Source organism: Acinetobacter sp. YH12112, assembly GCF_013418945.1.
Taxonomy (GTDB): domain Bacteria; phylum Pseudomonadota; class Gammaproteobacteria; order Pseudomonadales; family Moraxellaceae; genus Acinetobacter; species Acinetobacter indicus.
On the sequence record NZ_VPBA01000004.1, the window covers coordinates 1 to 19,443 of the forward strand.

The 19,443-nt window shown below is 47.0% G+C and carries 20 protein-coding genes, 6 tRNA genes and 1 other RNA gene; 9 read left to right on the forward strand and 18 right to left on the reverse strand.

The genetic code is table 11. The features are described from left to right. Nucleotides 1-164: 164 nt before the first annotated feature. From panD to FTU50_RS02235, 11 genes are all read right to left on the reverse strand, one after another. Complete coding sequence (panD, locus tag FTU50_RS02185; RefSeq protein WP_005176160.1) at nt 165-545, reverse strand: aspartate 1-decarboxylase; 381 nt, start codon at nt 543-545, stop codon at nt 165-167. Between the two features lie 134 nt (nt 546-679). Further along, nucleotides 680-1,264 carry an aminoacyl-tRNA hydrolase gene (gene pth, locus FTU50_RS02190; RefSeq protein WP_016659905.1) on the reverse strand — a complete coding sequence of 195 codons (585 nt, stop codon included), beginning with the start codon at nt 1,262-1,264 and terminating at the stop codon, nt 680-682. Nucleotides 1,265-1,283: 19 nt separating this feature from the next. After that, nucleotides 1,284-1,580 carry a 50S ribosomal protein L25 gene (gene rplY, locus FTU50_RS02195; protein ID WP_005176167.1) on the reverse strand — a complete coding sequence of 99 codons (297 nt, stop codon included), beginning with the start codon at nt 1,578-1,580 and terminating at the stop codon, nt 1,284-1,286. 99 nt (nt 1,581-1,679) lie between these two features. Further along, nucleotides 1,680-2,633 (reverse strand): ribose-phosphate pyrophosphokinase, encoded by a 954-nt coding sequence (locus tag FTU50_RS02200; protein ID WP_005176171.1) that lies wholly within the window; start codon nt 2,631-2,633, stop codon nt 1,680-1,682. Between the two features lie 36 nt (nt 2,634-2,669). After that, nucleotides 2,670-2,744 (reverse strand) — tRNA-Gln (locus tag FTU50_RS02205). A gap of 91 nt (nt 2,745-2,835) precedes the next feature. Beyond that, nucleotides 2,836-2,910 (reverse strand) — tRNA-Gln (locus FTU50_RS02210). Between the two features lie 19 nt (nt 2,911-2,929). Continuing rightward, nucleotides 2,930-3,004: transfer RNA gene (locus tag FTU50_RS02215), tRNA-Gln, on the reverse strand. Between the two features lie 26 nt (nt 3,005-3,030). Continuing rightward, nucleotides 3,031-3,105 (reverse strand) — tRNA-Gln (locus tag FTU50_RS02220). Next, nucleotides 3,104-3,934 (reverse strand): 4-(cytidine 5'-diphospho)-2-C-methyl-D-erythritol kinase, encoded by an 831-nt coding sequence (ispE, locus tag FTU50_RS02225; protein ID WP_005176175.1) that lies wholly within the window; start codon nt 3,932-3,934, stop codon nt 3,104-3,106. The genes FTU50_RS02220 and ispE overlap by 2 nt, the downstream gene beginning before the upstream one ends. 12 nt (nt 3,935-3,946) lie before the next feature. Then, nucleotides 3,947-4,525, reverse strand: a complete 579-nt coding sequence (lolB, locus tag FTU50_RS02230) for a lipoprotein insertase outer membrane protein LolB (protein ID WP_016659907.1) — start codon at nt 4,523-4,525, stop codon at nt 3,947-3,949. 5 nt (nt 4,526-4,530) lie between these two features. Then, the gene (locus FTU50_RS02235) at nt 4,531-6,243 is read right to left on the reverse strand and encodes a tetratricopeptide repeat protein (RefSeq protein WP_035363052.1); all 1,713 of its coding nucleotides are present in this window, start codon (nt 6,241-6,243) and stop codon (nt 4,531-4,533) included. A gap of 78 nt (nt 6,244-6,321) precedes the next feature. Here FTU50_RS02235 and hemA point away from each other — a divergent pair, with 78 nt between their 5' ends. Next, nucleotides 6,322-7,605: a glutamyl-tRNA reductase gene (gene hemA, locus FTU50_RS02240; RefSeq protein ID WP_016659909.1), complete on the forward strand. Its 1,284-nt coding sequence runs from the start codon at nt 6,322-6,324 to the stop codon at nt 7,603-7,605. 36 nt (nt 7,606-7,641) lie between these two features. Here hemA and FTU50_RS02245 read toward each other — a convergent pair whose 3' ends face one another. Beyond that, a complete protein-coding gene (locus FTU50_RS02245; RefSeq protein ID WP_104488032.1) occupies nt 7,642-9,540 on the reverse strand; it encodes a DNA primase in 1,899 nt (632 codons plus the stop codon). A 460-nt stretch (nt 9,541-10,000) separates the two neighbouring features. Continuing rightward, nucleotides 10,001-10,984 (reverse strand): outer membrane protein assembly factor BamD, encoded by a 984-nt coding sequence (locus tag FTU50_RS02250; RefSeq protein ID WP_104488034.1) that lies wholly within the window; start codon nt 10,982-10,984, stop codon nt 10,001-10,003. A 71-nt stretch (nt 10,985-11,055) separates the two neighbouring features. On the opposite strand from FTU50_RS02250, the gene rluD reads away from it, so the two are divergent. From rluD to FTU50_RS02265, 3 genes are all read left to right on the forward strand, one after another. Beyond that, nucleotides 11,056-12,108: a 23S rRNA pseudouridine(1911/1915/1917) synthase RluD gene (gene rluD / locus FTU50_RS02255; RefSeq protein WP_045796449.1), complete on the forward strand. Its 1,053-nt coding sequence runs from the start codon at nt 11,056-11,058 to the stop codon at nt 12,106-12,108. 64 nt (nt 12,109-12,172) lie between these two features. Then, a complete protein-coding gene (gene pgeF / locus FTU50_RS02260) occupies nt 12,173-12,922 on the forward strand; it encodes a peptidoglycan editing factor PgeF (RefSeq protein ID WP_005176194.1) in 750 nt (249 codons plus the stop codon). A 33-nt stretch (nt 12,923-12,955) separates the two neighbouring features. Then, nucleotides 12,956-13,525, forward strand: a complete 570-nt coding sequence (locus tag FTU50_RS02265; protein WP_005176197.1) for a flavodoxin family protein — start codon at nt 12,956-12,958, stop codon at nt 13,523-13,525. Between the two features lie 74 nt (nt 13,526-13,599). Here the strand turns inward: FTU50_RS02265 and smpB are convergent, their stop codons facing one another. Further along, nucleotides 13,600-14,076, reverse strand: coding sequence for an SsrA-binding protein SmpB (smpB, locus tag FTU50_RS02270; RefSeq protein WP_005176206.1), 477 nt, complete (start codon nt 14,074-14,076; stop codon nt 13,600-13,602). A gap of 181 nt (nt 14,077-14,257) precedes the next feature. Between smpB and coaD the strand changes: the two genes are divergently transcribed. From coaD to FTU50_RS02290, 4 genes are all read left to right on the forward strand, one after another. Then, nucleotides 14,258-14,749 (forward strand): pantetheine-phosphate adenylyltransferase, encoded by a 492-nt coding sequence (coaD, locus tag FTU50_RS02275; RefSeq protein ID WP_005176208.1) that lies wholly within the window; start codon nt 14,258-14,260, stop codon nt 14,747-14,749. A 1-nt stretch (nt 14,750) separates the two neighbouring features. Next, nucleotides 14,751-15,014 (forward strand): YfhL family 4Fe-4S dicluster ferredoxin, encoded by a 264-nt coding sequence (locus tag FTU50_RS02280; RefSeq protein WP_034597403.1) that lies wholly within the window; start codon nt 14,751-14,753, stop codon nt 15,012-15,014. A 27-nt stretch (nt 15,015-15,041) separates the two neighbouring features. After that, nucleotides 15,042-15,420, forward strand: an RNA gene (gene rnpB / locus FTU50_RS02285) — RNase P RNA component class A. 73 nt (nt 15,421-15,493) lie between these two features. After that, nucleotides 15,494-15,570: transfer RNA gene (locus FTU50_RS02290), tRNA-Met, on the forward strand. A gap of 41 nt (nt 15,571-15,611) precedes the next feature. On the opposite strand, the gene FTU50_RS02295 is transcribed toward FTU50_RS02290, so the two are convergent. Then, nucleotides 15,612-16,025: a hypothetical protein gene (locus tag FTU50_RS02295; protein ID WP_228148563.1), complete on the reverse strand. Its 414-nt coding sequence runs from the start codon at nt 16,023-16,025 to the stop codon at nt 15,612-15,614. Nucleotides 16,026-16,211: 186 nt separating this feature from the next. Between FTU50_RS02295 and FTU50_RS02300 the strand changes: the two genes are divergently transcribed. Continuing rightward, nucleotides 16,212-16,288, forward strand: a tRNA-Met gene (locus tag FTU50_RS02300). 210 nt (nt 16,289-16,498) lie between these two features. Here FTU50_RS02300 and FTU50_RS02305 read toward each other — a convergent pair. The 3 genes from FTU50_RS02305 to FTU50_RS02315 all read right to left on the reverse strand — a co-directional run bounded on the left by FTU50_RS02305 (nt 16,499) and on the right by FTU50_RS02315 (nt 19,431). Continuing rightward, nucleotides 16,499-16,693, reverse strand: coding sequence for a hypothetical protein (locus FTU50_RS02305; RefSeq protein WP_180046097.1), 195 nt, complete (start codon nt 16,691-16,693; stop codon nt 16,499-16,501). A gap of 237 nt (nt 16,694-16,930) precedes the next feature. Further along, nucleotides 16,931-18,556, reverse strand: a complete 1,626-nt coding sequence (locus tag FTU50_RS02310; RefSeq protein WP_005176221.1) for an NAD+ synthase — start codon at nt 18,554-18,556, stop codon at nt 16,931-16,933. 374 nt (nt 18,557-18,930) lie between these two features. Further along, on the reverse strand, nt 18,931-19,431 hold the full coding sequence (locus tag FTU50_RS02315; protein ID WP_016659914.1) for a hypothetical protein: 501 nt from the start codon (nt 19,429-19,431) through the stop codon (nt 18,931-18,933). Between the last annotated feature and the right edge of the window lie 12 nt (nt 19,432-19,443).

Here is a 19,443-nt window from a genome sequence, read left to right on the forward strand (position 1 = left end):
AGTGATGGGAGAGAATGTTCAAGAGTGGATTCTAAATGTTCAGATAAAGACATAAAAAAATGAGCGTATTTACATACACTCATTTTTACTACATTTTTCTAATATTTGCTTAACTGACTGGCATTACGCAATGTGCGGGCTTTTTCGTAGGATGATCTTAGGTCTTAAGCGACTTGTACCGGAATACAGTTGGCGGTGTGGCTCACGGTGTTGTCCGGGTTGGCATATACCAGACGTGGTTTATGCGCATTGGCTTCTACTTCAGTGAAATCACCGAAAGTCGCAATAATGATAATATCGCCGACATCTGCCTGATGTGCTGCGCCACCATTAACTGAAATGATGCCTGAATTGTCTTCACCACGAATCGCATAAGTGGTAAAGCGTTTGCCGTTGGTCACGTTCCAGACGTGAATTTCTTCGTATTCGCGAATGCCAGCTAAATCCATAAGTTTGCCATCAATTGCACATGAACCTTCATAATGAAGTTCCGCATGTGTCACGAAAGCACGGTGAATTTTGCATTTTAATAAACGAGATAGCATGGCTAGCGTCTCCTTAGTGGACCTAAGATCTTTATCTTATGGTTGAATCAATCACTGCGACCGAATCAGCCGACGAGCGCATTTTGCGCCCAATTTTGCCAGATGGCAAGCAGGATTGTTCAACAATTATTAGGTTATTCGTTGGGTTTATAGGCATTAATCTGGTTCATGGCTTGCTGAATCTCGCCATTGACCAGTAATTTCATGCGAGACAGCGCGTGACTGAGGGCATCGTCCATCAAGCCTTGTTCCTGGCTTGGGGCTTTGCTGAGCACATGACCGGAAACACGTTCTTTAGACCCCGGATGACCAATACCAATGCGTAAACGGTGGAAATTTGGACCGGTGTGTGGAACGATGTCACGTAAACCATTATGACCACCATGACCGCCGCCAGTTTTCAGGCGAATAATCCCCGGATTCATATCCAGTTCATCATGGGCAATCAGCATGGCTTCAGGTGCGATTTGATAGAATTTGGCGAAGGGCACAACACTTTGACCGGAACGGTTCATAAAGGTTGTTGGTAATAGCAGACGAACGTCCTGACCTTCAATATTACCGCGACCGCTGATGCCTTTGAATTTCGGATCAGCTTTTAAAGAGATGCCATATTGATCTGCAAGGCGTTCAACAAACCAGAAGCCTGCATTATGGCGGGTTTGGGCATACTCAGCACCTGGGTTGCCCAAACCAACAATCAGTGAAATATTTGACACTAATTTACACCATTAACACTTATGCGCGTTTGAAGTCAGCGTGCATTGGTGTGTTTTTAGCAGGGTGACGTTGTAACGCTTGGATTTTCACGTTTTCAACTTTGTCGCCTACTTTGATTTCTACAACTTCTTCAAAGAAAGCATTGCTTTCTAAAGCTTTTACAAGCTCACGAAGTTCTAAAGTTACTGCTACTGGCTCAGCGTCGCCACCATAAATGATAGCTGGAACTTGAGCAGCGTGACGAAGGCGGCGGCTCGCACCTTTCCCTTGGTTAGCTGCTTCACGCGCTTGAGCGTTTAATACGAAGTTTGCCATGATAGACATCCTATTTCAGGTTAAATAAACCAGACCTGCGACCGATCTGGTGATAGAAAGCCCTGCATAAAGCAGGGCTTTTGAAAATTTAGCGCACTATTATAGATAAGAGTCGAACATTGCGCTAATAGATTCTTCGTTGTTAATACGACGAATTGTTTCAGCAACCATGCTTGCGACTGAAACCTGACGAATCTTGCCAAGGTTTTGAGCTTCTTCTGATAATGGAATGGTGTCAGTAACAACCAGTTCATCAATCACAGAATTCTTTAAGTTCTCAATCGCTTTACCAGACAGCACCGGGTGAGTAGCATAAGCAACCACTTTACGCGCACCAAAAGTTTTGAGTGCATCTGCTGCTTTACACAGGGTACCTGCGGTATCGACCATGTCATCCACGATGACGCAGTCACGATCTTTCACATCACCAATCAAATGCATCACTTGTGATTCATTGGCTTTTTGACGACGTTTATCAATGATCGCAAGGTCGATATCCCCCATTTGCTTGGCAACAGCACGGGCACGTACGACACCACCCACGTCAGGTGAAACCACCATCAGGTTGTCGTGTGACTGCTGGCGTAAGTCAGCAAGCAGCGCTGGCGTACCGTAAATGTTGTCTACAGGAATATCGAAGAAACCTTGAATCTGGTCAGCGTGCAGGTCAATCATCACCACGCGGTCAATACCGACAGTGGTCAACATATCTGCAACCACTTTTGCAGTAATTGGCACACGGCTTGAACGAGGACGACGATCTTGACGGGCATAACCGAAATAAGGAATCACGGCAGTGATACGGCCAGCACTTGCACGACGCAATGCATCTGCCATCACCAGGATTTCCATCAGGTTATCATTGGTTGGGGCACAAGTAGGCTGAACGATGAAAACGTCTTTACCACGTACATTCTCGGTAATTTCTACAGCAATTTCACCGTCAGAAAATTGACCGACTGAGGCAGCACCTAAAGGAATGTGAAGATGGCTTACGACTTTTTGGGCGAATTGTGGATGCGCAGTTCCACTAAAAACGACAAGATTGGGCATGAAGCACCCTTGGCGGTTGGAATGTATGAAAATAGATGGCAGGGGTAGCTGGATTCGAACCAACGAATGGCGGGATCAAAACCCGCTGCCTTACCACTTGGCGATACCCCTAATGCGGCAGAACTTTAATATTTTTGCTGGTCGATGTCAAGGTAAATTAACAGCAGAACAGCAAACCAATGCTCTGTCTTTTTCGAGAAAATGGCAGGGGTAGCTGGATTCGAACCAACGAATGGCGGGATCAAAACCCGCTGCCTTACCACTTGGCGATACCCCTAAATTTGATGACTGTAAGATGGCAGGGGTAGCTGGATTCGAACCAACGGATGGCGGGATCAAAACCCGCTGCCTTACCACTTGGCGATACCCCTAATACAGTACATCTACAGGTGAAAAATGGCAGGGGTAGCTGGATTCGAACCAACGGATGGCGGGATCAAAACCCGCTGCCTTACCACTTGGCGATACCCCTATTCAACTTTGAAATGAATTAATGGTGATTCGGCTAAACTGTGGACCAGGTAAGCTTTACATGGTGCCTGAGCCAGAATCTCATCAATCTTCATTTCTGAAGTCACTTCAATAAAAACACAGGCACCTGTACCTGTAAGCTTGGCAACTCCGAACTGATCCAGATATTGCATGGCTTCATCGACTTCAGGATATAAGGCTCTGGCCAGTGGCTCAAAGTTGTTTCCGAAATCAGATGGCTTCAACTGATAGGCGCAAAATTTAGATGGCTTCGTATCTCTTGTCAACGTTTTTTGTGAAAAAAGCAGTTGAGTGCTGATAAAACAGTCAGGTTTTAGCACTATGTACTGTTTTTGTTCTAAGTCTATGAATGTTAAGTGTTCACCAATACCTTCTGCCCAGGCATTGCGGCCATGGACAAAAATCGGCACATCTGCGCCCAGTTGCACCCCTAAATCGGCCAGCTGCTCAGAATTGAGTCCACATTGCCACAGTTGGTTCAGCACAATGAGGGTGGTGGCGGCATTGGATGAGCCACCACCAAGTCCGGCACCCATAGGAATCTGTTTGTCCAGCCGGATTTTTAAACCGGTCGGCGCTTGGGCAAAAGGTTTTAAGATCTGCGCCGCCCGATAAATCAGGTTCTGTTCCAGATCGACTGAATTTAAACCGTCGATCTGAATCTCGGCTGTATCCAATGGCTCAAATTCAAGCCAGTCGTAGAGATCGATCAGCTGGAAAATGCTTTGCAGTTCATGATAGCCATTTTCACGGCGGCCAGTAATATGCAAAAACAGGTTCAGTTTGGCAGGTGAAGGAACACGAATCATGACAGCACAAAATTAACGGTTTTGGATCACCATTGTAATACGGTTCTCCTGACCGGATTCAAATGTTTGCTTTAAAATTAAACGGTTTGGCAAACGCGCCTGTTCGTTATAGCTTAAATCAACGGTCCAGCCATCTTCTAGAAACTGGGTTGGACGACGCTGGCTATCGTAAGCGACTTTGGCCTGTGTGGTGGCCGGACGTGCCTGCACCCAGTCAATGATATGACTGATTGGCGCTTGCCAGCCGGTGGCCCGCTGCAGCAGTTCTTCGGCTGTTGCTGCCTGAATAGTGCCGGTTTTGGCGCTATTCAGTGTGACTTGTCCCGGCTGGCCGGAAATCTGTGTTTTACCGACGCCTAAAATGCCGCTTAGTTCAATATCAAACTGTTCCTGCTGTTGCAGCCAGTTAAAAAAGGCGCTGCCTGACTGCTGTGGTGTGCGTACCCCGATTTTTCCTTGCAGATGAAACTGATTTTCTGCCTCAACCATTGGGCTTGCGGGTGTTTGCGGTTGGGTGAACTGCTGACAACCACCCAGCACCAGGGTGCTGACCGTGACAAGACTAAGACTGAGTTTGGAAATAAGTTGCATGCGTATTAACTCTGAGGGCTGTGTTGCGGTAACAATAACGAATGAAGCTGTTCTAATTGCGGATCATTTGGATATTTTTGTTGGAGTTGTTGTAAAACTTGACTAAATTTTGTCAAATTGCCCTGCATATACAGCGCCTTGGCATAACGGACCCCAATTTTGACTGTTGCACTTAAGGCAAAAGCCTTTTCCAGCACCTGGGCAGAGGTGTCAAAATCATTTTGCAGATAGCTGATCAGGCCTAAAGTATCCAGAATTGAGGCCTGTTCCGGGGCGAATTCCAGTGCCTGTTCCACATACTGGCGTGCTTCATCCAGCCGGCGGTTTTGCAGCGCCAGGGTATAGGCATAGGCATTTAAATAAGTCGGACTGTTCGGCTCGACCTGTAACAGCTTTTTCAGTAAACGATCCAGTTTGTCTTTGTCCTGATAAGGGTCTAGCAGCAACACTTCTGAATACAGCAGTTCCGGATCATCGGGTAAATTGCGGATGGCTTCATCCAGCAGTCTTAAGGCGGCAGTCTTGTTGTTCATGCGCTTTAGAATTTCCGCCTGAGCCTGATATAAAAAACTGGCGTGCTGCGGATAATTGACCCGTTCCTGGGTCAAAAAGCGTAAGGCTTCATGCTGGCGGCTTTGCTGGCTATAAATATTGATCATGCTGCGCCGCGAAACGGTATACAGGCTGCCATCGACCAGACGGTAATAGGCTTTGGCGGTTTCAAAATGCTGTTTACGCTCGGCATTGACCGCCAGATAGTAATAGGCTTCATTTTGATACTGGTTGGAATAACGCAACTCGACCAGATATTTCTCGGCCTTTTCATACTGCTTCAAGTCAATACTGGTCAGACCAGCCAGAAACAGGGCTTCATCTTCCTTTGGCCATTTTTCCAGCATCGCTTCCAGTTTGGTCAGGGCCAATTCCGGCTGATTGGTTTTTAACAGATATTTGGCTTCAGCCAGACGTACTTCCAGATTGTTTTTATGTTTGCGGCTGGATTTGGCATACCATTCCTGGGCAGCTTTCGAGTCTTGCAGCGCACTTAGCAGGCTGGCTTTGAGCAGGATATAACCGGTCACTTTCGGACGTTTGCGCAGCACCCGGTTGACCGTTTCCAGCGCTTCTTCTAACTGGCCATTCTGGGCTTTTAAACCGGCAATCAGAATCAGAATTGAGGGATTATCTTTTTCTTTGCTGGTGCGTAGTGCCTGAATCAGAAACTCACGATCTTCTGGCGACTCCGGGGCAATACCGGCCAGAATCTGTTCTAAATCGGCAGTGGCATCAATGGCCAGAATCTTGTCCAGGGTTTCAGCGGCCAGGTCATATTCATGCGCTTTCAGGGCAATATGCGCCAGATAAAACAGGGCTGGAACATCTTCCGGTTCTTGAATCACCCAGTGGGTGGCAATGTCCAAAGCTGCATTTAAGTCATTGTGTTCCAGTGCAATATTCAGTGCGCGCTGTTTAATACTGGTTGAATTACTTTTAATTGCCAGTACAGTATAGTTATGTAAGGCGGTGGCCACGTCATTTGAGGCGAGGGCAAATTCCGCCACCATGCTTTGTTTTATGGCATTCAGATTTGTAGGTGCATGGAAAAAATCTCCAGATGCTCTAATATGAGCACTAGAAGCCATGCTACCCACGAGTAAGATTGTGGTAGAATATTGCTTAATTGTCGCGCCGCTAAGCCGGCTGGTTGTTTGACGCAATTTTTCTTGATCCAAGTAATGCTTTTTATGACACCGTTATTGCACAATAGCATAAATTTAGCGAAATGATGATCTGATATGTCTTTCTTTGCATTGGGTGTCAACCATCAAACCGCCTCTGTAGAATTGCGTGAGCAAATTGCTTTTAACCCTGAAAAGTTAACTCAATTACTTGCCGAACAAAGCCAGAGCCACCTGTTAAATGACATGGTGGTGGTTTCTACATGTAACCGAACTGAAGTGTACGCCATGTCTGACCATGCAGACACGGTGCTGGGCTGGCTCGCCCAGGTAAATGGTCTGGATGTCAAACAACTACAAAATCACGTTTATCGCTATGAAAATGCGCAGGCTGTCACCCACTTAATGCGCGTTGCCAGCGGCCTCGATTCCTTAATGCTCGGTGAACCGCAGATTCTGGGGCAGGTCAAATCGGCCTTATCTTTGGCCAAAGATGCCCACACCGTTTCGCAAGATTTAAACCATATTTTTGAATACGCCTTTTATGCGGCCAAACGGGTGCGCTCTGAAACGGCAGTCGGCAGTCATGCGGTGTCTATGGGCTATGCGGTAGCGCAGTTGGCGCTACAGGTGTTTAGCCATCCGGACAAACTAACCGTGCTGGTGGTGGCGGCAGGTGAAATGAACAGCCTGGTGGCCAAACATCTGGCGGAAATGGGCGTGGCCAAGGTCATGATCTGTAACCGTACCCGCGCCCGTGCTGAAAATCTGGCCCAGGAAATTGCCCATCGGGTAGAAGTTGAAATTATTGAATTTGAACAGCTGGCAGAACATTTGCATCGCGCCGATGTGATTTCCAGCTGTACCGGCAGCCTGCATCAGGTGATTGGCTATAAAGAAGTCAAAGCCGCGCTGAAAAAGCGTCGTTACCAGCAGATGTTGCTGGTCGATCTGGCTGTTCCGCGTGATATCGACCCGAAAGTCGAATCACTAGATGGTGTGTATTTATACGGTGTCGATGACCTGCAAAGCGTGATTGATGAGAATCTGGCACAGCGTCGTCAGGCCGCGGTAGAAGCCGAGGTGATGGTGAATCAGTTGGCGACCGAACTGGTAACCCAGCAAAAGGTCAAAAGTGCCGGCAGTACCATTCAGGCTTATCGTGAGCAGGGTGAAACGTTACGTCAGGAAGAACTGCAACTGGCGATGGCGCGAATTGCCAAAGGTGAAAATGCGGCACAGGTGTTACAGGAATTTTCTTACCGTTTGACCCAGAAATTGCTGCATCCCACCTCGATTGTGCTGCGTCAGGCGGCCAAAGCCGAAGATCCGGAATACTTTGAAATGCTGCAAAGCGAACTGCAGCAGGTCAGTGCCAAACGGCGTAAATCTAAACGCTAAGCCATTGTGATGGTTCAGCGTGGTGTTTAACGCCGCTTATTCTTCAAGTAAAGTCAGGGAACGTTTTTTATCAATCTGATAAATCTGATGTTTCAGATTACGCATTTCTTCAATACTGCTAAATTTCTTCGAGCGGATTTTTTGCTGCAAGAAGTGGTATTGCAGTTTAATGGAAAAATCTTCGGCCAGCTTGTCAGCTTTCTCTGGCGAAGTGGTGTAATCGCCGACATTGGCTTGCTGTAAAATGCGCTGTAATTCGTAGTGATAAGCAGCACAGGCGCCTAGCACATAGTATTTGGCCAGTTCTGGATCATCCGGTAATTCATCAAAAATTCCGTTAAAGATTTGCAGGATTTTGGCCAGTAACTGATCGGCCGGAATCAGTGCGCGTAACGGTTCAAAATGAATATATAAATACGGATGGTTGATCAGAATCGCCACCACATATTCTTCGGCATCAACCTTGGTGCTAAAGCTGAGTGAGGCATCATTATTGGTATGTGGCTGCCATTTGCGGTTAAAGCCGAGTTTTTCCCGGAAAAACTGTTGCAGCAGATAACGGTAAGAGCCGGTTTTCGGTAACAGTTCAGTCAGCTGTTTTAACTCGCCCATCACCTGACTTTTGCCTTCCGGTTTGCTGATATCATGGTTTTGACTTAAATGCGCAAACACAAAATCAGACAGTAGCGGCGCCTGATCGAGCAGGCGGCGGAAATTTTCAATGCCTTCACGGCGGATCAGCGAGTCTGGGTCATGATCATCCGGCAGCACAAAAAACTTCAGTTCACGGCCATCATTCAGCAGGGGCAGGGCAATTTCCAGCGTACGTCGTGCTGCTTTCTGACCTGCGGCATCACCATCAAAGGCAATGGTAATGCGTGAGTTCTGCTTAAACAGAATATTCAGGTGTTCGGTATTACTGGCAGTCCCCAGCGTTGCCACGGCGCCATAAATGCCATATTGCTGCAGCGCAATCACATCCATATAGCCTTCCACCATCAGCCAGTCCTGGGCTTTCTGCTTGCGGCCTTCGTATAGGCCATACAGCAGCTGGTTTTTGTGGAAGACTTCAGAATCGGGCGAGTTGATATATTTCGGCTTGATCTCGTCATTGAGCGCACGGCCGCCAAAACCAACCACACGCCCTTTATGATCACGGATCGGGAAAATCACCCGGTCACGTAGCAGGTCAAAATCGCGGCCGGAATCACTGGTACGAATCAGCCCCAGCAGTTTTAAACCTTCAATATCTTGCGGAAAGGCTTTTTCCAGATGTTGCCAGTCTTCCGGTGCATAACCCAAACGCCAGAACTGGATGGTCTGTGCGCTTAAACCGCGCTGGCGAAAATATTGCTGTGCCGACTGGCTGTGCGGTAACTGCTGTTCATAAAACTGCGCCACATTTTCCAGCAGATCAAACAGGTTGCCTTCCTGTATCGGCTCCTGATCAAAATCCGGATATTGTTCAAAACCGGCAAAGGGATCATCTGCTGGCTGGAACTGCTCAAAAGGATCAAAATGTGCAGCAGGGACTTGATCAGTTTCGGTCGGTGTGGGTGTTGCTGGCGCGGGTGCGGTTTTGGCCGGTGGCGCCGGCTTTTTGGCCTCACGCTTATAGACCAGTTTTTTGCTGTCCTGATTGTCTTTTGGCAGCTCGATACCGGTCTGACTGGCCAGATCTTTCATGACATCGACAAAGTTACGGCTGTCGATATCCATTAAAAAGCGAATTGCATTGCCGTTGGCCTGACAGCCAAAGCAGTGATAATACTGTTTGTCGCGATAAACGTGGAAAGACGGGGTTTTTTCCTGATGAAATGGACAACAGCCCGAATAGGTCCGCCCGGTTTTTTTCAGTTTCACGCGCTGACCAATCAGATCGACAATGTCGGTCCGATCCAGAATCTGATCAATCGTGTGTTGAGGAATAGCCATACTGTTTTTATCGGGTCGGTTAAGCGGTAGGTCGAACAGATCGACAGGGTATAGAGATTACAGTGTATTGTTTCCTTTCTATCCGGTTTTGCGTGTTCAGGCAAGTGGCCAAGATAAAAGGGCAAGTATAGTAACGTATGCTTTATATTTTGCAAAATTGAAAAACAGGTTAAAAGCTCTATCCTTACTCGCTATTTTTCAAAGCTGTACTTATGTTAGGACAATAAAAGGAAGAGACAAATTTTATTTTAAGTGTGTTGGGCCTCTATTTTCATTCGGCCTGTTAAGGGCTTTGTATGGAGAATTTCCTACTTTGGAAAGACCCAAAGTAGGCAAAAGTCTTTGTTCCCCATACACAACATCCTTGTTGTGATGGGGAACGTGTGGCATCCCTGCCACATCCGCGTATCCAATGGAATGTTTAAATCAAATTTAAGACAGTCATGGATGTTAATTATGTTTACTCGGCCGCTTCACTGTTTTCCTGTTTTTCAGGACGGTCCAGCAAACCAAAACTTAAACGGTTGGTCCAGCTACGTGGTTCTTCCTGCTGGTTGGCCAGTTTTTGCTGCTGTTCGGTGGTGGCCTGTGCTTCACGACCAAAAATACCTAAAGTCGCATGGTTCAACCAGCTACCTTCATTCCGTGCAGCACGCAGGTTTACAGAGCCATCGGCTTTAACCAGATTTGGATAGTTCAGTTTTAACAGGTCAATATACTGTTGTGCAGTGGCACGGTCACCCAGTTGGGTATAACCATAGGCTGCGGTGGCAATTGCTTCCGGAATCTGTGGGGTTTGCGGATAGTGCTCGATTACCCAGAGTGAACGTTCCACCGCGGCGACCCAGGCCTTACGTTTAATATTAAAACGTGCCGCATTCATTTCCGCTTCTGCCAGCTCTTGCCCGATAAACTGCATACGTTGTGCAGCATCCACAGCATAGGTGCTTGATGGATAACGGCGAATGAAATCGACAAAGTTCTGATAAGCCACTTTTAAATAGCTGACATCACGATGCGCCTGTTTTAACGAGGTATAACGGATTAAACCATCATAGTTCTGTTCCATATTGGCCACGCCGCGCACATAGTAGGCATAGTCAGCATTTGGATGCTGCGGGTTCATCCGGATAAAACGGTCGGCCAGTGCGACTGCACCTTCATAATCTTTTTGCTGGAATTTTGCATACAGCAGCTCAAGTTGTGCCTGCTGGGCATATTCACCGGTAGGATAATAGGTTTCTAATGCTTCAAGATGCTGGATAGCATCGGTATATTGCCCGCGTTCCAGTGCTCGTTCTGCTTTTTGAATATAAACTTGTTCGCTAGATTGCGGACCTGTATCGACCACTTCTTTTTTTGGATTACTGCTACAGCCCACGATTGCAGATGCAACGCCAAGTGAAAGAGCTAGCATGGTAATTTTATAACGTGGTAGCGACATAAAAATTCCTCTGTTATTACGGGCAATGAGCTACAATTGCGCTATTAAACCACTTTTGTCTGAATGATCAAATGTCTCAAGCACAATCTTCCAATTCCAACATCCCTGAAACTGACTTCAATTTACTTGATGATTCTGAGGATGCAGATAATCATACTTCAGACCCAACTGCAACACGTTTATCGTTGCAATTTCAACTGGATGAAAGCTATCTGGGGCAACGTATCGACCAGGTTGCAGCCCTCATCTGGAGTGATTTTTCACGTGAAAAACTGAAACAGTGGCTAAAAGATGGTCATTTGTTGGTGAATGGTAACACTGTCAAACCAAAGTACAAGTGCGAAGGCAATGAACTGTTAAGTTTAAATGTTGAACTTGAAGCACAGACCAACAGTCAGCCTGAAAATATCCCTCTCGATATTGTCTATGAAGATGATGATATTTTAGTGATTAATAAACCGGTTGGCATGGTGGTGCATCCTGGTGCGGGCAATATTACCGGCACACTGGTCAATGCCTTGCTGTTCCATTATCCAAAATCGGCAGAATTGTCACGTGCCGGGCTGGTACATCGTATTGATAAAGACACCAGCGGTTTGCTGGTGGTGGCGAAAAATCTGGAAGCGCAGTTTGACCTGAGCAAGCAGCTGGCCAACAAGTCGGTATACCGGATTTATGATGTGGTGGTGTATGGCAATATTATTGCCGGTGGCACCATTGATGAGCCGATCAAGCGCCATCCGGTGGACCGGATTAAAATGACGGTATTGCCGGGCGGGAAAGATGCCGTGACGCACTATAACGTGAAAGAGCGTTTCCAGCATTTCACCCGGGTTCAGGCGCGTCTGGAAACCGGCCGTACCCATCAGATCCGGGTTCATTTTAGCTATATCGGTCATGGTTTGATTGGCGATCCGGTGTATATGCCACGTGTGCGTGTGCCGGCTGGAGCCTCCGAGCTGCTCAATGAAACCTTGCGCGGTTTTAAACGTCAGGCACTGCACGCGGCCAAACTGGGGCTTGTGCATCCACGTACCAAACAGGACATGATGTTTGAAGCGCCGTGGCCGGAAGATTTCAGCCAGCTGGTGGATGTGTTGCGTAGCGAAAACGCTGCCTATTAAACCGTTCTGCGGCGTTGAGAAAGTATGATCTCAACGCCGCTTTTAAGTGAACACAGGAGCTGAGATGCAATTTATTCAGGGATTACCGGCACAGGTTTATGTGGCGCAAACGCGGATTCAGCATCAGCAGGCCTTGCCAGCGCAAGTACCGGAACTGGCCGGTTTTAACCTGGCCTTGCATGTGCAGGATGCAGCGGAACGGGTGCAGCAGCATCGTATGCTGTTACTGGAACAGCTGGCCGAATACGGTGTTAATACAATCAGCTGGATGAACCAGACTCACAGCACCTTGTGTCATGTGATAAATGATGAGCTGCATTTTAATGCACCGGAAGGCGATGGACTGGTCACGCAGCGCAAAGGCCATGCCTTAATGATGATGACCGCCGACTGCCTGCCCATTGTGCTGGGCAATCAGGATGGCACTGAAGTGGCCAATTTACATGCCGGCTGGAAAGGTCTGGCACAGGGTATTGTTGAAAATACCATTGCCGCCATGCAGCACCCACCGACCTGGGCCTGGTTAGGCGCGGCCATTAGCCAGCCGTGTTTTGAGGTAGGGGCCGAAGTAAAGCAGGTATTTTGTGAGAAATATCCCGCATTAAGCAGCGCCTTTCAGGCAGGGAAACAGGCCGGAAAATTCTATGCCGATTTATATGCGATTGCCCGCTATATCCTGACCGAGCAGGGGGTAACCACCATTTTAGGTGGTGATCAGTGTACCTATCGGCAGGCCGAGGAGTATTATTCTTATCGTCGTCAGGCCAAAACCGGACGCATGGCAACATTCGTTTTTATCGCTGATCAATGCTAAACTTGACTGAATTATTGGGTTTTTAAAGTTTCCATGTCTGTTACTGATCAAACATCTGTGTCGCAAGTAAAAGTCTGTGTTGTGTATCATAGTCCCTATGGCCATACCGCCAAGGTGGCACAGCATATTGTGCAGGGCGCCGAAAAAGCCGGAGCTGAAGTACATTTAATGGCAGTGAGCGAGGTCGATTGGGATGTGCTGGATCAGAGCGATATTCTGGTCATGGGCTGTCCAACCTATATGGGCAGTCTGACTTCGGCACTGAAACAGTTTATGGAACAATCTTCAAAACGCTGGCTGGCGCGAAGCTGGCAGGGCAAAATTGCTGCTGGCTTTACCAATGGCGGCGGTTTAAGCGGTGACAAGCTGGCGGTGTTACAGCAGATCAATTTATTTGCCATGCAGCATGGCATGTTATGGTCGGGCTTGCCGTTTATGCCGACTGGCCGTAGCCCGCATGATATTAACCGGATGTCGAGCTTTCTGGGCCTAATGACCCAGTCTGACAATGCCAGCGTTGAGGTCACCCCGCCAGAAGGTGACCTGGAAACAGCGGTGAAGTTTGGCGCTTATCTGGTGGGCTTAAAACAGAACTCAGCCTGATTTTCGATGATGCAATAAAACATGCCTCCCATGTTGGAGGCATTTTTACATCAAGCACTTGTGTTCAAACGTGCTTATTTATGCATTAAACGGGCTTTATCACGCTGCCAGTCGCGGTCTTTTTCAGTGGCACGTTTATCATGCAGCTGTTTCCCTTTCACCAGGGCAATTTCCAGTTTGGCCAGTGGACCTTTCCAGTAACAGACCAGCGGCACACAGGAATAACCTTTCTGGTTCACCGCACCGAGCAGTTTGGCAATTTCTTTGCGGTTCAATAACAGCTTGCGGGTACGGGTCGCTTCAGGCACCACATGGGTCGAAGCCGACAGTAAAGGTTGAATTTGGGCGCCAAATAAGAAGGCTTCACCATTTTTAAAGGTGATATAGCTTTCGGTCAGGCTCATACGACCGGCACGCAAAGACTTGACTTCCCAGCCTTGCAGGGACAGTCCGGCTTCAAATTTTTCTTCAATAAAATAATCGTGGCGTGCACGTTTGTTCTGTGCAATCGTGCCACTGGTATTTTTTTTAACTACAGTTGCTTTCGCCATAATGAGTCACTTCCAACGTTAGGCCTATTGTGCCCCAAACACAGGCATGCTGACAATTCCAAAATCAGCACTGAATTACAGCACTATCGCAGGATTTTTGTGAAATTGGCCGAGTTTATTCACCAATAAATCAAGTTTTTGCTAAAATATGGCTCTACAAAACCAACTAGAGTAAAAATGGATGTCTAAAACTCGCGTGATTTATCCGGGGACCTTTGATCCAATCACCAATGGTCATATCGATTTAGTAACACGGGCGGCCAGAATGTTTGATGAAGTGGTGGTCGCAATTGCCATTGGTCATCATAAAAATCCGGTGTTTACTCTAGATGAGCGGGTAGAACTGGCCAAAACCTCACTCAGCCATTTACCCAATGTGGAATTTGTCGGCTTTGATGGCCTGCTGGTGAATTTCTTCCGCGAACAGCAGGCCACGGCGGTACTGCGTGGTTTACGTGCAGTGTCTGACTTTGAATACGAGTTTCAGCTGGCCAATATGAACCGTCAGCTGGATACCAATTTTGAAGCGGTATTTTTAACGCCGTCAGAGCAATATTCGTTTATTTCATCCACGCTGGTGCGTGAAATTGCGCGTTTAAAAGGAGATGTGACCAAGTTTGTACCGCAAACCGTGGTCGAAGCCTTTGAACGCAAACATCAACAAGGTTGGTAGCGTGTCTTTATATATTACCGATGAATGCATTAACTGCGATGTCTGTGAACCTGTGTGCCCGAATGAGGCTATTTTCATGGGCGAGCTGATTTATGAAATCAACCCGGCGCTGTGTACCGAATGTGTCGGGCATCATGATAAACCGCAGTGTCAGTTATTCTGTCCGGTGGACTGTATTCCGCATGATCCCCATCATGTCGAAACCCAGGAACAATTGCTGGAAAAGTATCAAAAACTGATTGATCAAAAAAGCACGAGCAATTAGTGCATTTATTTGTTAAGATGCGCCCTCGAAGTGAACCAGACGATCGCTGCTGTGGAGGTCTCCGTGACTAAAGCAGGGGAGGAAAGTCCGGGCTTCATAGGGCAGGGTGCCAGGTAACGCCTGGGCGGCGTGAGCCGACGGAAAGTGCAGCAGAGAGTAGACCGCCTTCATTCAGGTTTCTTTTTCGGAAGAAATCGAAGGTAAGGGTGAAAGGGTGCGGTAAGAGCGCACCGCATGACTGGTAACAGTTCATGGCATGGTAAACCCCACCAGAAGCAAGACCAAATAGGAATCCTGAGGTACGGCCCGTACTGGATTCGGGTAGGTCGCTTGAGCGTATGAGTGATTGTACGCCTAGAGGAATGATCGTTCTCGACAGAACCCGGCTTATCGGTTCACTTCACCAAATTTTGTACAATTAGCCTGTAGAAGGGCTTGACGTTATAAACATTACAGCAGATAATGCGCGCACAGTTTACGGCTATGTAGCTCAGTTGGTTAGAGCACCGCACTCATAATGCGGGGGTCACAAGTTCAAGTCTCGTCATAGCCACCATTTTTAAAGATCACATCCTTATGTGATCTTTTTTTTTGTCTTTAAAATCTGTGCTCGCAGTTGAGCTGCTGCACATCCAGCTTCAGCGTCTGCTGTAGCTGTTGAATCTGTTGCCAGCGTTGCTGCTGGTCGGCATAGACAAAAATTTTCTCATCGACCTGATCCAGTTTGGACACAGCAATTTTTTGTGCAGCACAATAACGGCCTTCATAGCGTTCCTGTGCAAGCGCCTGTTGTGCTTCAGGACTTAGGCGATCTGCGGTTAAAATCTTCTGCTGGCCTTTGGCATACTCGACCAGAATGCGTTTTTGCGGAATGGTGAACCAGAGATGACCATTAATAAATTCTGCGACATCGCGGCGTACCCCGTTATAGTCCACCATGAGTGGGGCAACCAGCTGACAGCCCGATAATGTCGCAACTAGCAGACTACTGATCCATATTTTTAACTGCATTGTGTTCAAGTGATTGATCCTGGAAAGTTTCATCATAGTCAGCGAAAGGGTTTGACCCAAGTAAAAAATTGCAAATCCGGTTAAAAATTAATAAAAACGTCATGTTTTGCTTAAACAGTGTTCATTTGAGTAGATAAATATCTTGACGATAAAGTCCGAACTTTAGATAATGCGCACACAGTTTACGGCTATGTAGCTCAGTTGGTTAGAGCACCGCACTCATAATGCGGGGGTCACAGGTTCAAGTCCCGTCATAGCCACCATTTTAAAAGACCAAGCTCTCAGCTTGGTCTCTTTTTTTGTCTGTTCAAAAAGTCCAAAAAAATGTTGTGCAAACTCTCCGCGCAATTTAGATACCAGCGATGAATAAAATGCTGGCTTAGGAATTCAGCTGTTGCTGTACCCAGCTTAAGAATTCCTGTTTATGCGCAAGGGCCGGCGCTTTAGAACCATCAATCACTTTAGGCTTGCCATTAAATTATACCTTTAAACAGATAAGACTGCCCAGCTTCAAACTCGATACTGCCTGTATCATGGATTTCGGCGAAAAACGCGTTCAGGCGCTCATACTGGCTATAGCAATGAAAATGCGGACGTTCATTAAATAATGATAAATCTGTTCTAAAGTCTGCAGGGTATTTCTTAGTGTCATATGAAATCCATTGCATCCAATTTTAGCTCATGCATATCTTGAACATAGGGTTAAACATAGACCGTTGTCTATCTGTTTTTAGTCAACCTAGACGATTCATTGATATTGGTTTTTTTGAATGACGTAGAACTCAAAAATATAGGATCGGTTTAGATGGCAGGGGAAGATGCGTATTCTAAGTAGCCTCATTCCAGCGGACAATAAAAAACCCCAAGACTGGCTTGAGGTTTTTAGGATGGATCAGATCAGGAGCTTATAGGCCCGGTTTCCAGCCATTGACTAATGGATAACGGCGTTCACGGCTAAAAGAACGTGATGTAATGCGCGGACCAATTGCGCCCTGACGGCGTTTGTATTCATTGCGGTCAACCAGACGCACCACTTTTTCAACCACAGCCTGATCAAAGCCTTTGGCAATAATATCGTCCTGGCTCAGGTCTTCTTCAATATAGGCATACAGGATCGCATCTAGCACATCATACGGTGGCAAAGAGTCCTGATCTTTCTGGTCCGGGCTCAGTTCAGCTGATGGCGGACGGCTAATTACACGCTCCGGAATCACCGGCTGTTCGCTTATACTGTTCCGGTATTTGGCCAGTTCAAACACGATGGTTTTGTAGACATCTTTGAGAACTGCATAACCACCAACCATATCGCCATACAGGGTGCAGTAACCGACTGACAGTTCAGATTTGTTACCAGTCGACAGGACCAGGTTGCCAAATTTATTGGATAAGCCCATTAGCAACGTACCGCGGGCACGGGCCTGCAGGTTTTCTTCGGTGGTATCAACCGGGCTATTGCCAAAGAATGGATACAGGGTTTGCATAAAGCTGTTCACAATCGAGTGAATTTCGGCAATGCCAAAGGTCACACCCATGGTTTTGGCTTGCTGTGCAGCATCTTCTACACTAATTTGCGCGGTATAGGTATACGGCATCATCACCGCTTGTACTTTGTCTGCACCCAGGGCATCAACCGCAATGGCCAAGGTTAGTGCAGAGTCAATCCCGCCAGATAAACCCAGAATCACGCCTGGGAAACCTGAACGTTGTACATAGTCACGTGTTGCCAGCACCAGACCCTGATAAATTTCAGCCATGGTGTCGAGGGCTGCCGCCTGTTCGCCCGTTTTATAGCGCTGCTGTTCGGCTTCATACTCCACCACAAACAGGCCTTCCTGATAGGTTGGCGCACGTAAAGCAAGTTCACCGTCTTTGCTGATCAGGAAGCTGGTGCCATCAAAGATCAGATCATCCTGACCACCAACCTGATTGACATAGGCCAGGTTCAGATTCAGCTGTTTGGCCAGCGCAGTCATGGTATCAATACGGTGCTGTGGTTTACCAACTTCGTATGGCGATGAATTCAGCACCAGCACGGTTTCTACATTCAGCTGGGCCAGTTGCTGTACAGTGGCTAAAGACCAGACATCTTCACAAATCAGTACGCCAAATTTATGCCCCAAGTATTCAAAGACCAGATGTTGATGACCTTCGTTAAAATAACGTTTTTCATCAAACACGCCGTAGTTCGGTAAATTCTGTTTGTTATAAATACCCAGAATCTGGCCATCTTTCATTACCGCAGCCGAGTTATAACGCTGGCCATCTTCAGTTTCATTGACAAAACCAAATACCACGACGATGTCTTTAATCTGGCTGAGCTGTTCAAACGCTTTTTGCGTGCGTTTTTTGAGGCTTGGGCGTAACAGCAAATCTTCTGCTGGATAACCAATCAGAGAAAGCTCTGGGAAAATGATCAGGTCAGCCTGTTGTTTTTTCGCTTCATTTGCTTGTTCAAGCATTTTTTGCGCATTTGCTTCGAGATTGCCAATGTATGGAGAGAACTGTGCAAGGGCAATTTTAAAAGATTTCATTAATTTACGTCCTATTCCTATAGGGTTTTGAATACACGGGCTGCCGCTTGTAATTATGGTGATCGGGCAGCGGTGCATTCTGATACTAAAAAGTACTGCCGACTGGCTCAAGTATAAAAAGTAATACGCATACGACTTGATAAAATCTTATTTTGCAATGCAAAAAATCAGACGGGTTTATTTTATCTTAAATTAATTCAGATGCTAGAGCATATTCAGGATAATTGCATAGTAGCGGCAATTCGCGCCGTGAGAGAAGGCGCATAATGCTTTATTTAGTAAGCTTGAGTAACAAAAGCATGGGTTTGGTGAATCAGGCCTGATGGCACAAAAAACCGGCAGCTTGCAACATGAAAGCGCTATTGCAGCGCAGTTTAGGCCGGTGGATGCAGAATAATATTGTCAATCTTGTTTAAAAAAATATCGCGGGCAATATCGCCTTGCTGTTCAATGTTGTAGGCAAAAAACGGCTTACCGGGAATTAGCTGGTAACGGTAGGGATTATACCGCCCGGCAGACAGATAAAAAGCGGTTTGCAGCAGCGCACCTTTCAGCAGCACATTAATCTGCTGCTGATGCTGGTAAATATGTGTCATTTCATGAATCAGCACCGCCTGAAAGGCAAGCGGTGCCTGGCTATAATCTTCCCGGTACAATGGATCACGCACATGAATATAACCTTGCGGCGCCATCAGAATATGCGCCGGTTGCCAGGGCAAATAAGGATGATTCATGATGCTGACCCGGCTGTAATCAATCAGCTGCCCGAATACGCGCTGGCACAACGCAATTTCGCCCGGGGTTAAAGCCCGGCAGCGAAACTGCTCCAGTTTAAGCAGGCGCAGTAGCAGCGGTAACAGTTTCAATAACAGCATGGTGAAAGATCA